Origin of the sequence: Burkholderia sp. BCC1985 (genome assembly GCF_905339915.1) — a bacterium.
Taxonomy (GTDB): Bacteria; Pseudomonadota; Gammaproteobacteria; order Burkholderiales; family Burkholderiaceae; genus Burkholderia.
On the sequence record NZ_CAJPGY010000004.1, the window covers coordinates 283,584 to 301,530 of the forward strand.

The window sequence follows — 17,947 nt, forward strand, 5'->3', positions numbered from 1 at the left end:
GCCGCCCGGCGGCGGCGACGTACACGCAATCTGATCGATGTGAAGGAGCGGACGATGACGGACAGAACCAAGGCGGCAGGCAGCGGACAGAAGTTCATCGCGCGCAATCGGGCGCCGCGCGTGCAGATCGAGTACGACGTCGAGACCTACGGCGCCGAGCGCAAGGTGCAGCTGCCGTTCGTGATGGGCGTCATCGCGGACCTGGCGGGCAAGCGTGCCGAGCCGCTGCCGGATTTACCGGAGCGCAAGTTCCTCGAGATCGACGTCGACAACTTCGACGAGCGGATGAAGTCGGTCGCGCCGCGCCTCGCGTTCCAGGTGCCCAACACGCTGACGGGCGAAGGGATGCTCAACGTCGACATGACGTTCGAGCAGATCGACGATTTCTCGCCGGCGGCGATCGCGCGCAACGTCGACGCGCTGCGCCGGCTGCTGGAGGCGCGCACCGAGCTGTCGAACCTGCTGTCGTACATGGACGGCAAGCACGGCGCCGAGCAGCTGATCGAGCGCGCGATCAACGATCCCGACCTGCTGAAGACGCTCGTGCGCGAACCGCGCGCCGACGCGCAGGCCGGCGACGCGACCCAACCGGAGGCCCGCGATGAATGACCCCGTCCAGTCCCGCGCAGAAACTCGCAACACCCGCGACGCCGCGCCGCCGGCCGTCGCGCACGGCGAGTTCGCCGCGCTGCTGCAGAAGGAGTTCAAGCCGAAGACCGCCGAGGCGCGCGAGTCGGTCGAGCGCGCAGTGCGCACGCTCGCGCAGCAGGCGCTCGAACATACGGTCGGCATGACGACCGACGCATACGGCAGCGTGAAGCAGATCATTGCGGAGATCGACCGGAAGCTGTCCGAACAGATCAACCAGATCCTGCATCACGACGAATTCCAGACGCTCGAAGGCGCATGGCGCGGCCTGCATTACCTCGTCACGCACACCGAGACCGACGAGCTGCTGAAGATCAAGGCCTTGCCGGCGTCGCGCAACGAGGTCGCGCGGATGCTCAAGCGCTACAAGGGCGTCGCGTGGGACCAGAGCCCGCTGTTCCGCAAGATCTACGAGGAGGAATACGGGCAGTTCGGCGGCGAGCCGTTCGGCTGCCTCGTCGGCGACTTCTACTTCAATCACAGCCCGCCGGACGTCGAGATGCTCGGCGAGCTGTCGAAGATCGCGGCGGCCGCGCACGCGCCGTTCATCGCGGGCGCGTCGCCGGAACTGATGCAGATGGATTCGTGGCAGGAGCTGTCGAATCCGCGCGACCTCACCAAGATCTTCCAGAACACCGAATACGCGGGCTGGCGCAGCCTGCGACAGTCGGAGGATTCGCGCTACGTCGGCCTCGCGATGCCGCGTTTTCTCGCGCGGCTGCCGTATGGCGCACGCACCAATCCGGTCGACGAATTCGACTTCGAGGAAGACACCGACGCCGCGAATCACGACCGCTACACGTGGGCGAACTCGGCTTACGCGATGGCCGCGAACATCAACCGCTCGTTCAAGCTGTACGGCTGGTGCTCGTCGATTCGCGGCGTCGAGTCGGGCGGGGCCGTCGAAGGGCTGCCGAGCCACACGTTCCCGACCGACGACGGCGGCGTCGACCAGAAATGCCCGACCGAGATCGCGATCAGCGACCGCCGCGAGGCCGAGCTCGCGAAGAACGGCTTCATGCCGTTCGTGCACCGGAAGAACTCGGATTTCGCGGCGTTCATCGGCGCGCAGTCCCTGTACCAGCCGGCCGAATATCACGACCCGGACGCGACCGCGAACGCGCGGTTGTCCGGCCGCCTGCCTTATCTGTTCGCGTGCTGCCGCTTCGCGCACTACCTGAAATGCATCGTGCGCGACAAGATCGGCTCGTTCCGCGAGCGCGACGACATGGAGCGCTGGCTCAACGACTGGATCATGAACTACGTCGACGGCGACCCCGTGAACTCGTCCCAGGAAACCAAGGCGCGCAAGCCGCTGGCCGCCGCGCAGGTGGTCGTCGACGAGGTCGAGGACAACCCCGGCTACTACACGTCGAAATTCTTCCTGCGACCGCATTACCAGCTCGAAGGGCTCACCGTGTCGCTGCGGCTCATCTCGCGCCTGCCATCGGCGAAGGCGGCGAACGAGTGAGCGGCACGCGCATTCGATACGGCATTCAACCCGGCATTCAACCTGATTTCGCACCGAAACGGAGACGGCAATGGGCGTGGCAATGTTTATGAAGGTGGACGGCGTGACCGGCGAATCGGCGGACGCGCAGCACAAGGGCTGGACCGACATCGAATCGTTCACGTGGGGCGCGAGCCAGCCGGGCGCGATGGCGAGCGGCAGCGGCGGCAACGCGGGCAAGGCGAGTTTCAACGATCTCGTCGTGGCTGCGTACATGGACAAGGGCGCGCCGGCGATCGTCAAGAACTGCGCGAGCGGCAAGCACTTGCCGAAGGTCGAGATCTCCGCGTGCAAGACCGGCGGCACGCAGGTCGAGTTCATGCGCGTGACGCTGCAGGAAGTGCTCGTCACGTCCGCGCAGGTCGCGGGCATCGACCCTGGCGACGCGGCCGACCGGCTGATGATGCACTACGGCTTCCAGGCCGCGAAGGTGAAGAAGCAGTACTGGCAGCAGAACGACAACGGCGGCAAGGGCGCCGAGGTGTCGGTCGGCTGGAACATCAAGGAAAACACCGAGATGTGACGGTGGAGCGATGACGATGGACGACCCGCAAGCCCGCGCCGGCCGGCACGCCGGTGTGCGCGACCGGCTGCAGCCCGCGCTGCTCGACCGGCTGACCGACGACGCGCCGCAGCGCACGGCCGATCCGCCCGGCACGCAAGGGATCGGCGCCGAGCGCCTGCGCGCGGCCGTGCTGCGCGATCTCGCGTGGCTGCTCAATACGCGCAACGCCGAGGACGGCTTCGTCGACTGGGCCGCGTTCGCGCATGCGCAGGCCTCGGTGCTCAACTACGGGATGCGGCCGCTCGTCGGCAAGCCGATGTCGGGCGTCGAGCGCATGTCGGTCGAGGCGTCGATCCGCGACGCGATCGTGCGCTTCGAGCCGCGCATCGCGCCGGACAGCGTCGAGGTTCGCAGCGTCGCCGATGCATCGGACGGGCGCGCCGGCGAACGGCGTCACAACGTGCTGCTGTTCGAGATTCGCGGCACGCTGTGGTCGATCCCGCATCCGGTCGAATTCGTGCTGCGCTCCGACCTCGATCTCGAGACGGGCGCGATGTCGCTGCGGCCGGCGGCGGGAAACTGACACGATGGATACGCGCCTGCTCGACTACTACAACCGCGAACTCGCATACCTGCGCGAGCTCGGCGACGAATTCGCGCAGCAGTTTCCGAAGGTCGCCGCGCGGCTGCGGCTCACCGAATCGGGGCCGCCCGATCCGTACGTCGAACGGCTGCTCGAAGGCTTCAGCTTCCTCACCGCGCGCGTGCAGCTGAAGATGGATGCCGAGTTTCCGCGCTTCACGCAGGCGCTGCTGGACGCCGTGTATCCGGGCTATCTGGCGCCGTTGCCGTCGATGGCGATCGTTCGGTTCGCGCCGATGCTGAACGAAGGCAGCGTCGCGCAGGGCTGGCGGCTGCCGGCCGGCACCGCGCTGCGCGCGCGGGCCGCCGCGTCCGAGCAGACCGCGTGCGAATTCCGTACCGCGCACGACTTGACGCTGTGGCCGCTCGAGCTGACCGATGCGGCCGTCACCGGCGCGCCGTCGTGGCTGCCGCGCGGCGCCGTGCCGGCACGCCAGGACGTGCGCGGCGCGCTGCGCATCCGGCTCAAGGCGCGCGGCGGCGCAAGGCTGTCGCAACTGCCGCTCGAGCGGCTGACCTTTCATCTCGCGGGCCCGGAACGCGACGCGCTGCACCTGCTCGAACTGATCGCCGCGCACTCGCTCGGCGCCGTCTGCCACGACCCGGGGCAGCCGCCGAGGTGGCTGCACACGCTCGACGCCGATGCGATCGTCCATGAGGGCTTCGATCCGGCGCAGGCGATCCTGCCCGACGACGGGCGCAGCTTCCACGGCTACCGGCTGCTGCGTGAGTATTTCGCGTTTCCGGCGCGCTTCCTGTTCTTCAGCATCGGCGGGCTGCGCGCCGCGCTCGCGCGCGCCACCGGCGACGAATGCGAGCTGACCGTGCTGTTCGATCGCCACGACGCCGCGCTCGAGGCAGCTGTCGATGCGCCGCATCTGGCGCTGAACTGTACACCGGCCGTGAACCTGTTCGCACGTCGCGGCGACCGCATCCTGTTGCAGCCGGGCGCGCGCGAGCATCATGTCGTCGTCGACCGCAGCCGGCCGCTCGATCACGAGGTCTATGCCGTGCAGCGGCTTGCGAGCGAGCAGCGCGACGATGGCCGGTCGCGCGAATTCCGGCCGTTCCATGCGTCGTTCGCGCGCGACGACGGCAACTACGGCGCGTACTACACGGTGCGGCGCGAGCCTCGGCTGGTGTCCGCGCAGGCACGCGCGAACGGCACGCGCACCGGCTACGTCGGCAGCGAAACCTACGTATCGCTCGTCGACAGCCAGTGCGCGCCGTACGACGAGACGATGCGCTACCTGTCCGTCGACACGCTGTGCACGAACCGCGATCTCGCGCTGCTGCCGCCGCCGGGCGACGCGAACGCATTCACGCTGCGCATCTCGGCGCCCGTCGAGCGCATCGTCGCGATTCGCGGCCCGTCGCGGCCGCGCCCGCCGATCGCCGACGCACAGACGGCCTGGCGGCTCGTTCGCCATCTCGGGCTCGCCCGCCAGACGCTGACCGATCTCGACGACGACGAGGGCGCGCATGCGCTGCGCGAGCTGCTCGGCCTGCACGCCGACCCGGCCGATGCCGCGATGCGCCGGCAGATCGACGGCGTGCGGCGCGTCGCGTTCTCGCCGGTGTTCCGGCGGCTGCCGGCGCTCGGCCCGCTGATGTTCGGACGCGGCGTGCAGGTCGACGTGACCGTCGACGATCATGCGTTCTCCGGCGACAGCCCGTTCCTGCTCGGCGCGGTGCTCGAACAGTTCTTCGCGCGGCATGTTTCGATCAATGCGTTCGCCGAATGCGTGCTGACCAGCGTGCAGCGCGGCACGCTCGCGCACTGGCCTGCGCGCATCGGCAGACGGCCAGCGATATGAAACACGGCACGCCGCCCGGCGCTCGATCGGCCGTCGAATCCGCCCGCCGCGATGCGTGGTGGGCGCGACTACGCGCCGCGCCGCATGGTTACGACCTGTTCCAGGCGTTGCGCTGGCTCGACGCGCTGTCGTCCGGCCGCGCACCGCTCGGCCATGCCGCGCGGCCGCGCGACGAACCGGTGCGGCTCGGGCAACAGCCGTCGCTTGCGTTCGCGTCGTCGATGGTGGCCGGCGCATACGACGGATACGACGGGGACGGCGGCGCCACGCGGCCGCGCATCGCGATCCACGGTTTCGGATTGTTCGGACCGAACGGTCCGCTGCCGACCCACCTGACCGAATACGCGCACGAGCGCGCGGCCCAGCACGACGACCCGACCTTCGCCGCGTTCGCGGACCTGTTTCATCACCGGCTGATCCTGCTGTTCTACCGCGCATGGGCCGACGCGCAACCGACGGTGAGCCTCGATCGTCCCGGGCTCGCACGGTTCGACGCGTATGTCGCGAGCCTCATCGGGCGCACCGCGCATGACGACAGGCCGGCCGCGCAGGCGGATGCGGAACGCACGGCCGCCGACACGCTCGCGCCGCATGCGCTTTATTTCCACGCGGGTCATCTCGTGCGGCACACGCGCAACCCGGAAGGGCTCGTGCAGATCCTGCGACGCCATTTCGGCGTCGACGCGCGCATCGTCGAGCACGTGCCGCGCTGGGTCGCGATCGAGCGCTCGCAGCGCTGCGTGATCCGTGCGACGCGGCCGACCCTGCGCGTCGGCGGCGTCGCGCTCGGCATCGCGGTGCGCGACGCGCAATCCCATTTCCGGATCGTGCTCGGGCCGCTATCGCTCGACGCGTACCGGCGCTTCCTGCCGGGCGGCCCGCACGCGCGGCAGCTCGCGCACTGGGTGCGCGAATACGTCGGCATCGAGTTCGACTGGGACGTCCAGCTCGAACTGGCGGCCGACGCGGTGCCCGCGATCGCGCTCGGCGTGCCGCAGGGCCTCGGCCGTACCGCGTGGCTCGGGCAACGGCTCGACGCGGGGCCCGCGCGCGATCTCGTCGTCCGTTACGACGCGCGCCGTGGCGGCCCGCCGCGCACCGGCGCCGCTCCTCATCGCGAAACCGCCTAAACGGGAACCGTCATGTCCGATATCGGCCGCGTCAACCTGTTCGGAAAGCTCGACCCGCTCCTCTACGAGACGCTCGAGCAGGCGACCGGATTCTGCCGGCTGCGCGGCAATCCGTACGTGGAACTCGCGCACTGGTTCAAGCAGCTCCTGCAGCGGCCCGACGGCGACCTGCAGCGCGTGCTGCGCCGGTTCGAGATCGACGAGGCCGCGATCGAGCGCGGCCTCGTCGCGTCGCTCGATCGGCTGCCGCGTGGCGCGGGATCGGTGTCGGACCTGTCCGTGCACATCGACGACGCGGTCGAGCGTGCGTGGGTCTATGCGACCTTGAAATACGACGCGACGCGGATTCGCGGCGCGGTCCTGCTGCTCGCGATCCTGAAGACGCCGCAGTTGCGCAACGTGTTGTACGCGATCGCACGCGAGTTCGAGCGCATCGTGCCCGACGTGCTCGCCGACGAACTTGCATCGATCGTCGACGGTTCGCCCGAGGCGCAACCGGCTGCGCGTGGCGACTCGGGCCTTGACGCCGGCGCCGACGCCGCCGCGATGCGCGGTGTGCCAGCCGCGGAAGGCTCGGCCCTGGCGCGCTTCGCCGTCGACCTGACCGCCCGAGCGCGGGCAGGCGAGATCGACCCCGTCGTCGGCCGCGACGCGGAGATCCGCCAGATCGTCGACATCCTGCTGCGGCGCCGGCAGAACAACCCGCTGCTGGTCGGCGAGGCCGGCGTCGGCAAGACCGCTGTCGCGGAAGGCTTTGCGCTGCGCATCGCCGCCGGCGACGTGCCGCCGTCTCTGCGAGACGTCGCGCTGTGCCTGCTCGACATCGGGCTGCTGCAGGCCGGCGCGAGCGTGAAGGGTGAATTCGAGACCCGCCTGCGCGGCGTGATCGACGAAGCGATGTCGTCCGAGCGGCCGACGATCCTTTTCATCGACGAAGTCCATACGCTCGTCGGCGCGGGCGGGGCGGCCGGCACCGGCGACGCCGCGAACCTGCTGAAACCGGCGCTCGCGCGCGGCCTGCTGCGCACCATCGGCGCGACCACCTGGTCCGAGTACAAGCAGTACATCGAGAAGGATCCCGCGCTGACGCGGCGCTTCCAGCTCGTGCATGTTCTCGAACCCGAGGAGGCCGCCGCCGTGACGATGCTGCGCGGCCTCGCCGCGAAACTCGAAGCCCACCACCGCGTGCTGATGCTCGACGATGCGCTGCAGGCCGCCGTGACGTTGTCGCATCGGTATATTCCCGCGCGGCAGTTGCCGGACAAGGCGATCAGCCTGCTCGACACGGCCTGCGCGCGCGTCGCCGTCAGCCAGCACGCGGTGCCCGCGCCGATCGAGGACGCGCGCCGACGCATCGACGGCCTGCGCGTCGAGCGGGAACGGATCGCGCGCGAGTGCGCGCTCGGCAGCGGCGACACCGCGCGGCGCGACGCGATCGATGCCGAGCTTGCCGCCGTGCAGGCGGAACTCGATCGGCTCGATACGCGCTGGCAAGCCGAGCGCGACGCATTGGCCTCGATCGTCGAATCGCGCGCCGCGCTGCTCGACGACGCGCCGTCGCGCGCGCTCACCAGCGACGCACGCGCCGATGTCCTGTCGCGCCTCACAGCCGCGCAGCAGGCGCTGGCCGAGATGCAAGGCGACGCACCGCTCGTGCTGCCCGCCGTCGACACGCATGCGGTCGCCGCCGTCGTCGCCGACTGGACCGGCATCCCGCTCGGCCGGATGGTGCGCGACGAGACGCAGGCCGTGCTCAAGCTCGCCGAAACGCTCGGCGAACGTGTCGTCGGCCAGCACCATGCGGTCGAACTGATCGCCCAACGGATTCAGACCGCACGTGCGAAGCTCGACGACCCGACCAAACCGCACGGCGTGTTCCTGCTGTGCGGGCCGTCCGGCGTCGGCAAGACCGAGACCGCGCTCGCGCTGGCCGACACGCTGTATGGCGGCGAGCGCAACGCGATCACGATCAACATGAGCGAGTTCCAGGAGGCGCACACGGTATCGACGCTGAAGGGCGCGCCGCCCGGCTACGTCGGCTACGGGCAGGGCGGGGTGCTCACCGAGGCCGTGCGCCGGCGGCCGTACAGCGTCGTGCTGCTCGACGAGATCGAGAAGGCGCACCGCGACGTGCACGAGATGTTCTTCCAGGTGTTCGACAAGGGCTGGATGGAAGATGGCGAAGGGCGCGACATCGACTTCCGGCATACCGTGATCCTGCTGACGTCGAACGTCGGCGCCGATCGCGTGATGCAGCTGTGCCGCGACCCCGAGCGCCTGCCCGACATGCAGACGCTTGCCGATGCGCTGCGCGCGCCGCTGCTCGACGTGTTCCCCGCCGCGCTGCTCGGCCGGCTGACCGTCGTGCCGTACTACCCGCTGACCGATGCGACGCTCGCACGCATCGTCGAGTTGCAGTTGCGGCGCTTCGAGAAGCGGATCGATCTGCATCACGGCATCCGGCTGCGCTGCACCGATTCGGCGACCGCGCTGATCGTCGAGCGCTGCCGGACGATCGAATCCGGCGGCCGCATGGTCGACGCGATCCTCACGCATACCGTGATGCCGCGCATCGGCCGCGCGATCCTCGAGGCCACGCTCGAAGGCCGCGCGCTGGCTTCGATCGAGGTGAGCGCGGCCGGCGGCGAATTCGCTTACCGGTTCGACGAGGAGGGAACGACGTGAATCGCGTATTCACACTCGACAGCCTGCACGGCGACGACCTGAAATTCCATACGCTCGACGGCAGCGACGAACTCGGCCGCCTGTTCGAATTCCGGATCGACGCGCTGGCGGACAGCCATAGCCTGTCGCTGAAGGACATGCTCGGCAAGCCCGTGACCGTGCGGATCGAGCAGCAGGACCTGGCGACGCGTTACTTGAACGGCATCGTCGCGCGCGCGATGCTCGGCGGCCGGCGCGCCGAGCGGCACTATGGCTACGAGCTGATCGTGCGGCCGTGGCTGTGGCTTGCGACGCGCCGCTCCGATTGCCGAATTTTCCAGAATCGCACCGTGCCCGACATCGTGCGGGAGGTGCTCGCGCCTTACGGTTTCCCCATCGAGAACAAGCTCACCGATGCGTACGTGCCGCGCGAGTTCTGCGTGCAGTACAACGAGACCGACACCGCGTTCGTGATGCGATTGATGGAGTTCGAGGGCATCTATTTTTATTTCCGGCACGCGGCCGACAGTCATACGCTCGTGCTGTGCGATGCGATGTCGTCGCACGTCGCGTTGCCCGGCTACGAAACGATCCCGTACATCGCGCAGGATCGCACCGCGATCGCCGACGAGGAGCACGTCGACGGCTGGCTGCCCGCGCAGGAGGTGAGCGTCGGCAAGCATCAGACCGCCGACTACGACTATACGAAACCGCGTGCGGATCTTTCGTCGCAGAAGGTCGATCCGCGTGGGCATGATCACGACAGTTTTGCGTCGTTCGAATGGCCGGGCGGGTATCGCGACGATGCGCCTGGTGCGCATTACAGCCGCGTGAGACTCGAGGAGCAGCAGGCCGAGCATGAGCGGGCGAGTGCGGATACCGACGTGCGCGGTGCCGCGCCCGGGTATCTGTTCACGCTTGCACATTGTCCGCGCGCCGATCAGAACCGCGAGTACCTGATCGTGCGGTGTCGATACCGTTTCCAGGAGAACGCGTATGCGAGCGATCAGGGCGCGGAGGCTGTCGTGCATCGAACGACGATGCTCGTGCAGCCGTCGAGCCTGCCTTATCGATCGCCGCGTGAAACGCCGCGCCCGCGGACGAACGGGCCGCAGACGGCAACCGTTGTCGGACCGCCCGGCGAGGAGATCTGGACCGACCAGTACGGGCGCGTGAAGCTGCAGTTTCGCTGGGACCGGTATGGGCAGAGCGACCAGGATTCGTCGTGCTGGGTGCGGGTGTCGAGCCCTTGGGCGGGCGGTGGATTCGGTGGCGTGCAGATCCCGCGCGTCGGCGATGAGGTCGTTGTCGATTTTCTTAATGGTGATCCGGATGAGCCGATCGTGACGGGGCGGGTTTACAACGGCGAGAAGATGCCGCCGTGGGGGTTACCGGGCAGTGCGACGCAGAGCGGGTTGCTGTCGCGCTCGTCGCCCGGCGGGACAACCGACCATGCGAACGCGTTCCGGTTCGAGGACAAGAAGGGCGCCGAGCAACTGTGGATGCACGCTGAGCGCAATTTCGATGCGGAGACGGAGGTCGATCATTCGCTGTCCGTCGGGAACAACCACACGCATACGGTCGGAAACGACGAGACGATGCAGGTGAAGAACAACCGGCAACGGAGTGTCGGGCAGGACGAGACGGTGAATATCGGCAAGAACCGGGTCGCGCAGATCGGGGTGGATGAGACGCATGGGGTGGGGGGGAATCGCACGCGAACGGTCGGCAAGAACGAAACCGTGACGATCGCCGCGAATCGCGACGCGACCATTGGTGGAATACATACCGAGACGGTTGCGAAAGCCAAGACTGAAACGATCGGCGAAGGCAAGACGCTGAATGTCGGACAGATGTATCAAACGACTTCGCAGGACATGAAGACGCTGGTTGCGTCGTCGCATACCGAGGAAATCGGTGCACGTACATCGACGATTGCGAACGCCCATACGCACACGGTCGGCGGCGAACACACCGTCAACGTCGGCGCGAACCAGACGACGAACGTGCAGCATCAGGTCACCGTCAACGCCGGCGATCAGCTTTCGCTCGTCTGCGGGATGTCCAGCATCGTGATGAAGCGCGACGGCACGATCACGATCCAGGGCGTCAACGTCGCATCGACCGGCTCCCAAAGCCATAGCGTGCGCGGAACGACGGTCACGTCGTCGGCCACGGGCGAGCACACGGTCGAAGGCACGATCCTGAAACTGAATCCATAACGGAGGCTCGCACGAATGCAGAACTGGCAGCCGACCAATCCGGTGGAACGCAGGTTCATGGATGCGCACACGGACTGGATGCGTTTTGCGAAGGATCGCGATGCGCGATTGATGATCTGGCAGACCGACGAAAAGGATGCGGAGCTCGTGCGGCTGTATTTCCAGGTTCAGGATGAGACGTCGTGTGCGGTAAGGACGATGCGCGCGTCGTTCGTCAATGAAGCGGGCTATGCAAGGGCGTTGACGGACGAGCTTATTGCGTTCTACGACAGCCGGCGCGAGGGGGCCGCCGCGCAGGGCGTACGTGCAGACTGGCAGCCTCCGTATGACGATGGCAAGAATCCGGTGCTGTATCTGTTCGCGGTTGCGGACAGCCTGATGCACCACCACCCGGATATTTTTCCGGCGATGGTTTTCGTGCTGGAGCCGGCGAAAGTGCGGGATGACGCGGCATGGGTACGATGGATCGACGATTTGCTGTCGATTATCGCGGTCGCGCCGCAGCTTGCCGAGCGCGTGCGTTTTGTCGTGCCGCGTACTGAGATCGCGCCGTTTGCTGCGTTGATGCAACGGCATCGTGCCGCGGTGCGGGTCGTGCACGGCAAGTATTCGATGGCGAGCGTGGCACGTGAGTTGCTGGCGGAGTCGGGCGAGCGCGGGCCGAGCGGTGAATTTCGACGGCATTTCGTGTTGCTGACCGAGATCATCGAACGCGGCAATCCGACTCGGCTGGAGGAAGTGCGCGCGGCTGCGCTGAAGGTTGCTGAGCGCGAGCAGTGGTTCGATCAGTGCGTTGTCGTGCATCTCATTGCGGGGGCGGCGTATCTGAAGTGGCGGGATCGGGAGCGGGCGATCGACGCGTATCGGAGCGCGGCCAGCAGCGGGATGCGCGCAGTTGAGGCAGGGCATCCGGCCGGACACAAGCTCGTCGCGAACGGATTGTTCGGCGAGGCGAGCGTGCATTTGACGCATAAGGACTATGCGCACTCAGCTTATTGCTACGAGCGTGCGGTCGCGTCGACCACGGCGGCGAAGGATGGACTGATGACGGTCGAGGCGTGGCGGATGAGCGCCGTGTGCTGGGAGCGGGCAGGGGAGCGCGAACATGCGCTGGAGGCCGGATTCAATGCGCTCGATGCGGGATTGATGATCGACGAGCCGATGCGGGCGAACAGCAATCTGTCGATGGTCGTCGAGTGGATGGTGTCGCAGCTGGGTGCTCGGGACCGGCGGCGCAACGCGTTGAGCGAGAAAGTCGCGGCGTTGCGTGGTGGGCGCTGAGCGTGAACGAGGGCTGAAATCGTGGCACTCCCGGCCGTCAAGCATCTCGATCCAGTCGTTGGCGTCGACGTTCATTCGGTACTGGTCACACCCGGTACGCCACCTGTGTTCCTGCCGCACCCTCATGTCGGGTTCATGCTCGATCTGCGTGAGTACGTTCAAGCCGCAAAAGCCGTGGTCGGCTGCATAGCAATGATCATCGTGCAGGAGAAGGTGACCGAATACATCGAAGACCATCCCGAAGATGTGGAGAAGCTGGCGCATCTGGCCGATGAGGCGAACCGGCAGATCAATGACTTGATGGGTGGCGGCAAGCTGCCGGACTTCAAGGACGACCCCAACGTCGCTGAGGGGATGCGGCTGGCGAAAGAGGCCAACCAGATCAAGAACCGCATAAGCGATGATCTTGGTTCGAACGTCGGGTCGGGAGGAAGTAGCGGCAGGCCGATTTTTGTGAACGGGATGATGCGGGCCACGGCCGGGACGCATGCGTATCACGTACCGGGGTTGCATTTCCCGCTTGGAGAATCGTTTGCTCCGCCGCCCGAGGAGGTTGAACCGTCGAACGACGGGGAATCGTTCATGGGCAGCAAGACGGTGCTCGCCAACAACGATCCGATGTCGTACATGGCGTTGGAGGCGTTGAGTTGCTGGTCGGTCGGGATGGAGCCGCCTCCGCATAACAGCGCGCATACGGATCGGACTTATCCGTCGATGCCGAGTTCGGCGATGTTGCCGATTCCGGCAGGGAGGCCGGTTTTTGTGGGCGGGCCGCCGATCATGAATATGGCCGCTGCGGCGAAGGGTTTGTTCAAGGCATTTCAGGGATCGAAGTGGGCGAAGGCGCTGGCGGACAGGCTGCATTTGAAGTCGGGGTTCTTGCGATGCAAAGTGTTGAAAGCGGAACCGGTGGACGTAACGACAGGCGAAGTGGTCGTGCAGCAGAGCGACTTTACAGTGTCCGGCCGGCTGCCGATCGTGTGGGACCGCTATTACGCGAGTCATGATAGCTATGCGGGCGCGGTGGGCGTCGGCTGGCAGACGCCGGCCGATATCCGGATCGAGCTAATGCGCAACGAAGACGGAATCGGTGCGGTCGCGCATTTTCCGGATCACACGACCGCGTTCAACGTTGTACCAGCTGACGACGGCTGGCCGGCACGTACCTATGACTGGCAGCACGGGCATGCAGTGTATGCCGACGATGGACGGATGGTGCTGCGCACGCGCGAGGGAATCGAATACGGCTTCGTGCTGCCTTCCCGTTGGCGAGACGCCGCTGCGGCGCTCGATGGCGATTCGCGGCTCACGCTGCCGATTGATCGCATGGCAGATCTCAACGGCAATGCGTGGGTATTCGAGCGTGACGTGTATGGGGGGCTCGTGCGTCTCGTCGAATGGACACGTGATGGACAGACTGAGCGCCTGATCGAATGCGGGATAGGCGGCGGCCTGCGTGCCGGGTTGTTGACGTCACTGACGCTGATCGACGCAGACGGAAACGCGCATCCACTCGTGAGCTACGAGCATGATCGCGAGCGCAATCTGGTAGCAGCTATAGACGCGATGGTGCATCCGCATCATTTCGAATACGCGGCCGGACATCGGATGGTGAGCCACACGAGCGCGCGGGGCGTGTCGTTTTACTACAGCTACCAGCAGGGTGACGACGGTATGTGGCGTGTCGATCATGCATGGGGTGACAATGGCCTGTTCGAATATCGCTTCGCCTACGATCGCGCCCGCATGGAAACGCGCGTCACCAATTCGCTCGGACATACGACGATCATGCAGATGAACGAGCGCGGGATGCCGGTAGCGGAGATTGATCCGCTGGGCGGCGTGACGAGTTACCAGTACGACGCGCAAGGGCGCACCAACGCGAAAACCGATCCGGCGCGACGCACCACCAGGTGGGAATACGACACCTACGGCAATCTGCTCATGCAGACCCTGCCGGGTGGGAGTGTACTGCGCGTCGAGTACAACGGCGACCACAGGCAGGTGTGGGGGACGGAGCCCGGGGGCGGGCAATGGCGCTATACGTGGGACAAACGAGGCAACCTGCTGACTCAGACGGCGCCATCGCCAGCCAACGTCCACTGTTACGAATACGACCACTACGGCCAGCTCATCGGGCATACCGGGCCAGGCGGTGTGGTGATGCGCTTCGGTTACGACCGGGATGGCCATCTTGCGGTGCTGACGGATGCGCTCGGACATCGCACAGAGTACACGCACGACGCGCGTGGAAACCTGGTGAAGATCGTCAACGCGCTCGGGCAGGTGAGTCGTTACGAATACGACCGCAACAGCAATCTGACACGCGCCATCGAACCAGGCGGGCGCGAGGCCCACTGTGCCTATGATGCCGATGGCAATCTGGTGCGCTATCGTGATCCGGCCGGCAATGTGACCCAATTGACCTATTCGGCGCTGGGGCAGGTAAGCATGAGACAGACGCCTGACGGAAACGTCGTCGAATTCCGCCGCGATACCGAGGAACAACTAGTCGGTGTGGTCAACGAGCGCGGCGAACTCTACGAACTCAAGCGCGACGGGTTGGGTAGAATTGTCGAGGAAGTCGATTACTGGGGCCAACCGAGACGCTACGAGTACGGCCCGCTCGGCGAACTGCGGCGCAGCATCGACCCACTGGGGCAAGCGATTGTCTACCAGACGGACACGCTTGGACGCATCTTGCAAAAGCAAGTGCCGGACCCTCGGCAACCCGACGGTACCCGCACCGAAACATTCTCGTACGATCGACGTGGCAAGTTAATCATCGCGGCAAATCCGGACAGCCGTGTCGAACTGCGTTACGACGACGCAGGCCGTCTCGTTGAAGAGCAGCAGGGTGACGACTTCGCGATTACCTACCGGTACGACGCGGCTGGCCGGCGCATCGAGCGACGCACGCAGCTCGAAACGGGCCGCGAAACAGTCACACACATCGTGCGCTATGGCTACGACGCGCTCGGTGCGGTCGCCTCGATTCAAATCGACGATGCGGCGCCGGTCACAATCGAACGCGATACCCTCGGACGGGTCCGCGTCGAACACTTGAATGAGGTCCTGCGGCGCGAGTTGACCTACACGCCGGATGGACAATTGGCCCGGCAAGCGCTGCTGGCCGGCACCGGCGTCGTGTTTGCCACGGAATACGCCTATGACGCCAACGGCCAAATGACCGAAAAAAGGGACTCCCGACTCGGAACTGAACGCTTCGAGTACGACCCGGTGGGCAAGCTGACTGGCCACCTCGATCCGACTGGCGTGCTGCACCGGTTCCTGTACGATCCGGCGGGCGATTTATTGAAGACACGGATCCATCAGGGCAGCGAGGGAAGTCGGACCGCCTTATTTGACAGGGAGTTGCAAACTGATACATGGTTCCGCGAGGGTGAGTATGATGGTTGCCATTACACATTCGACTCGATCGGCAACCTCTTGCGTAAGCAGGACGCGCAAGAGGACCTGCTGTTGCGCTGGGATAGCGACGGGCTGCTAATTGAATCGTTGATGGTGCGCTCGGCGGTAACCCCAGTCATCGGAAATTTGCGCATCCACACGCGTTACGAGTACGACGTCTTCCACCGGCGCACCCGGAAGGTCACGCAGATCCAGCGCCACCTTGGGGCACGGAATGGCGTAGCTCCCGGTTGGACCAATGGGGCGCGTACCTGCTGTTTTTTCTGGGAAGGCGATGCGCTGGTGGCGGAGATTGCGCGCGGCAATGCGGGCGCTCGCAGCTTGCTGGCAGACGCAGCGGTCGACGCGGACTTGAAGGGCGCGGAGGTCTCGGCTGGCATGTTGCCAGAGCCAGCTGGCGAATACCAGGACGCGAGAGAGTGGGTGTACTATCCGGGAACCTTTCGGCCGCTCGCGGGAATTCGATGCGCGCACCTGAAACAAGCATTAAATGTCGACGGAGGCGATCAGCAACCTACGGAGCCACTTGCCTCGACGCCCAGATGCGAGACGCAGCATGTGTTCTTCTATACAGATCCGAATGGGGCGGCGACCCAGCTTGCCGAGCAATCGGGAATGGTTTCCTGGATTGGGCGTTACGGGGCGTGGGGTAATGTCAGTCTTGGAATGAAGCCCCGATTTGACCAGCCGCTGCGGTTTCAAGGACAGTATTTTGACGAGGAAACCGGTCTCCATTACAACCGGAACCGATACTATGATGCTTGGCTTGGGCAATTTGTAAGCGAGGACCCTCTTCGGCTTGTAGGCGGGGGAAATCTGCATCAATATGCCCCCAATGCGCTGGCATGGATTGACCCTGTTGGTCTAGCTGCGGCCCAGGACCCAATTGCACTGTTCGATCCGAATAATCCGCTTTCCTACCATGCTATCTGGGCATATCTTCACAACCACCAGGTTCCTGGGGATGTGACAGTGGAACGTCACGCAAAGAGTTTCGCCAACAACGCGGGCGTTCTAAAATTTGAAGGTCGTTATCATGTTTTTTCAAGCTATACGACCTATGAAGGGAAAGAGAGAATTCCAATTCATGCGGAAGACTCCATGATTTCCTTCCTGGAAAATATAGCAAAACAACGCAATGTTTCTCTCAAGGATTTAGTAAAAAATGTTGAAGGGGCATACAGCATCCTTTCCCCGTGTGCCGAAAAGAACAAGTCCTGCATGCAGAAAACAACGAATGCGGGTTTAACTGTCGATTTTAGTCTTTTTCACTTAAAGGAGGGGCAGAAACTGAGGGCCGAAATATCCAAACAACTTCGATCCATGGGCATGCTGCAGTGAACGTACTTTTTGGGGCGTTTTTCTGGAGGTTTCAGAGAGCTGAGCCACTCGCAGCAGGGCTTTGCGGCCCTTGGCATTTCGCTCTACCTGCTCGTCGGGCGGACGGTGCTCGTAGCCTTCGTGGCGCTCGCCGCGCTGCACGAAAGCTGGACAATTCCGCTGTTCGCACTGACGACCATGCCGAACGACGTGCACTTCAAGGTCGGGATGATCACGGTGGTTGGCCAGACGGCGAAGAACGCGAACCTGATCGAGCCGTACGCACGCGATCTAGCCGCGCTCGGCGTGCGACTGCGAGCAGGCGGTGATCGACGCGGCCACCGCACAATTCAGGTCGATCGTGATGACGTCGATGGCGTTCCTGCTCGCGTCGCCGTGCCGCTCGTGCTGGTCAGCGGTTGGATGGTGCCAATGCAGACGGAGATATTATATTTGACATAATGCCGATTATCGATATGACTGGATTGTAGTGGCTAGATTGAAATGTCCGCTTTCGGGCCGCGTAAGCTGTCCGGCCGCCGGGTGTCCGGCGCCGGAGGCTGCGATGGCTGCAACGGAGCGGATCACGATGACGATGCGCGAGCTGGACCGATTCAAGGTCATTCAGGACGTGGCGGACGGCAAGCTCACGCCGTGGCGTGCGGCCGCGGGTCGACAGCATGTCGTTGACGAACGGCACGATGTAGCGGCTGTGCACCGCATCGGCGAGCAGCAGCGCGCCGATCTTCGTCGACGACACGATCACGTCCGCCTGG

At 65.2% G+C, this 17,947-nt stretch carries 10 protein-coding genes and 2 pseudogenes; all 12 read left to right on the forward strand.

The annotated features are described in order from the left end of the window. Nucleotides 1-54: 54 nt before the first annotated feature. Complete coding sequence (tssB, locus tag U4Z31_RS06120; RefSeq protein WP_321809737.1) at nucleotides 55-609, forward strand: type VI secretion system contractile sheath small subunit; 555 nt, start codon at nucleotides 55-57, stop codon at nucleotides 607-609. Continuing rightward, on the forward strand, nucleotides 602-2,119 hold the full coding sequence (gene tssC / locus U4Z31_RS06125) for a type VI secretion system contractile sheath large subunit (protein WP_321809738.1): 1,518 nt from the start codon (nucleotides 602-604) through the stop codon (nucleotides 2,117-2,119). Before tssB ends, tssC begins: the two co-directional genes overlap by 8 nt. Nucleotides 2,120-2,189: 70 nt before the next feature. Beyond that, on the forward strand, nucleotides 2,190-2,681 hold the full coding sequence (locus tag U4Z31_RS06130; RefSeq protein ID WP_059525502.1) for an Hcp family type VI secretion system effector: 492 nt from the start codon (nucleotides 2,190-2,192) through the stop codon (nucleotides 2,679-2,681). A gap of 16 nt (nucleotides 2,682-2,697) precedes the next feature. Beyond that, on the forward strand, nucleotides 2,698-3,246 hold the full coding sequence (gene tssE, locus U4Z31_RS06135) for a type VI secretion system baseplate subunit TssE (RefSeq protein ID WP_257772361.1): 549 nt from the start codon (nucleotides 2,698-2,700) through the stop codon (nucleotides 3,244-3,246). Between the two features lie 4 nt (nucleotides 3,247-3,250). Then, the gene (tssF, locus tag U4Z31_RS06140) at nucleotides 3,251-5,122 is read left to right on the forward strand and encodes a type VI secretion system baseplate subunit TssF (RefSeq protein WP_321809739.1); all 1,872 of its coding nucleotides are present in this window, start codon (nucleotides 3,251-3,253) and stop codon (nucleotides 5,120-5,122) included. Further along, nucleotides 5,119-6,252 carry a type VI secretion system baseplate subunit TssG gene (gene tssG, locus U4Z31_RS06145; protein WP_321809740.1) on the forward strand — a complete coding sequence of 378 codons (1,134 nt, stop codon included), beginning with the start codon at nucleotides 5,119-5,121 and terminating at the stop codon, nucleotides 6,250-6,252. The genes tssF and tssG overlap by 4 nt, the downstream gene beginning before the upstream one ends. Nucleotides 6,253-6,264: 12 nt before the next feature. Next, nucleotides 6,265-8,937 carry a type VI secretion system ATPase TssH gene (gene tssH, locus U4Z31_RS06150; RefSeq protein WP_321809741.1) on the forward strand — a complete coding sequence of 891 codons (2,673 nt, stop codon included), beginning with the start codon at nucleotides 6,265-6,267 and terminating at the stop codon, nucleotides 8,935-8,937. Beyond that, the gene (tssI, locus tag U4Z31_RS06155; protein ID WP_321809742.1) at nucleotides 8,934-11,138 is read left to right on the forward strand and encodes a type VI secretion system tip protein VgrG; all 2,205 of its coding nucleotides are present in this window, start codon (nucleotides 8,934-8,936) and stop codon (nucleotides 11,136-11,138) included. Before tssH ends, tssI begins: the two co-directional genes overlap by 4 nt. 15 nt (nucleotides 11,139-11,153) lie before the next feature. Further along, complete coding sequence (locus tag U4Z31_RS06160) at nucleotides 11,154-12,419, forward strand: hypothetical protein (RefSeq protein ID WP_321809743.1); 1,266 nt, start codon at nucleotides 11,154-11,156, stop codon at nucleotides 12,417-12,419. A 21-nt stretch (nucleotides 12,420-12,440) separates the two neighbouring features. After that, entirely contained in the window at nucleotides 12,441-17,192 is a 4,752-nt protein-coding gene (locus U4Z31_RS06165) for an RHS repeat-associated core domain-containing protein (protein WP_321809744.1), read from the forward strand. An 87-nt stretch (nucleotides 17,193-17,279) separates the two neighbouring features. Then, nucleotides 17,280-17,591: pseudogene (locus tag U4Z31_RS06170) on the forward strand (efflux RND transporter permease subunit); the annotation flags it as partial. A 145-nt stretch (nucleotides 17,592-17,736) separates the two neighbouring features. Further along, nucleotides 17,737-17,947, forward strand: a pseudogene (locus U4Z31_RS37165) (hypothetical protein); the annotation flags it as partial.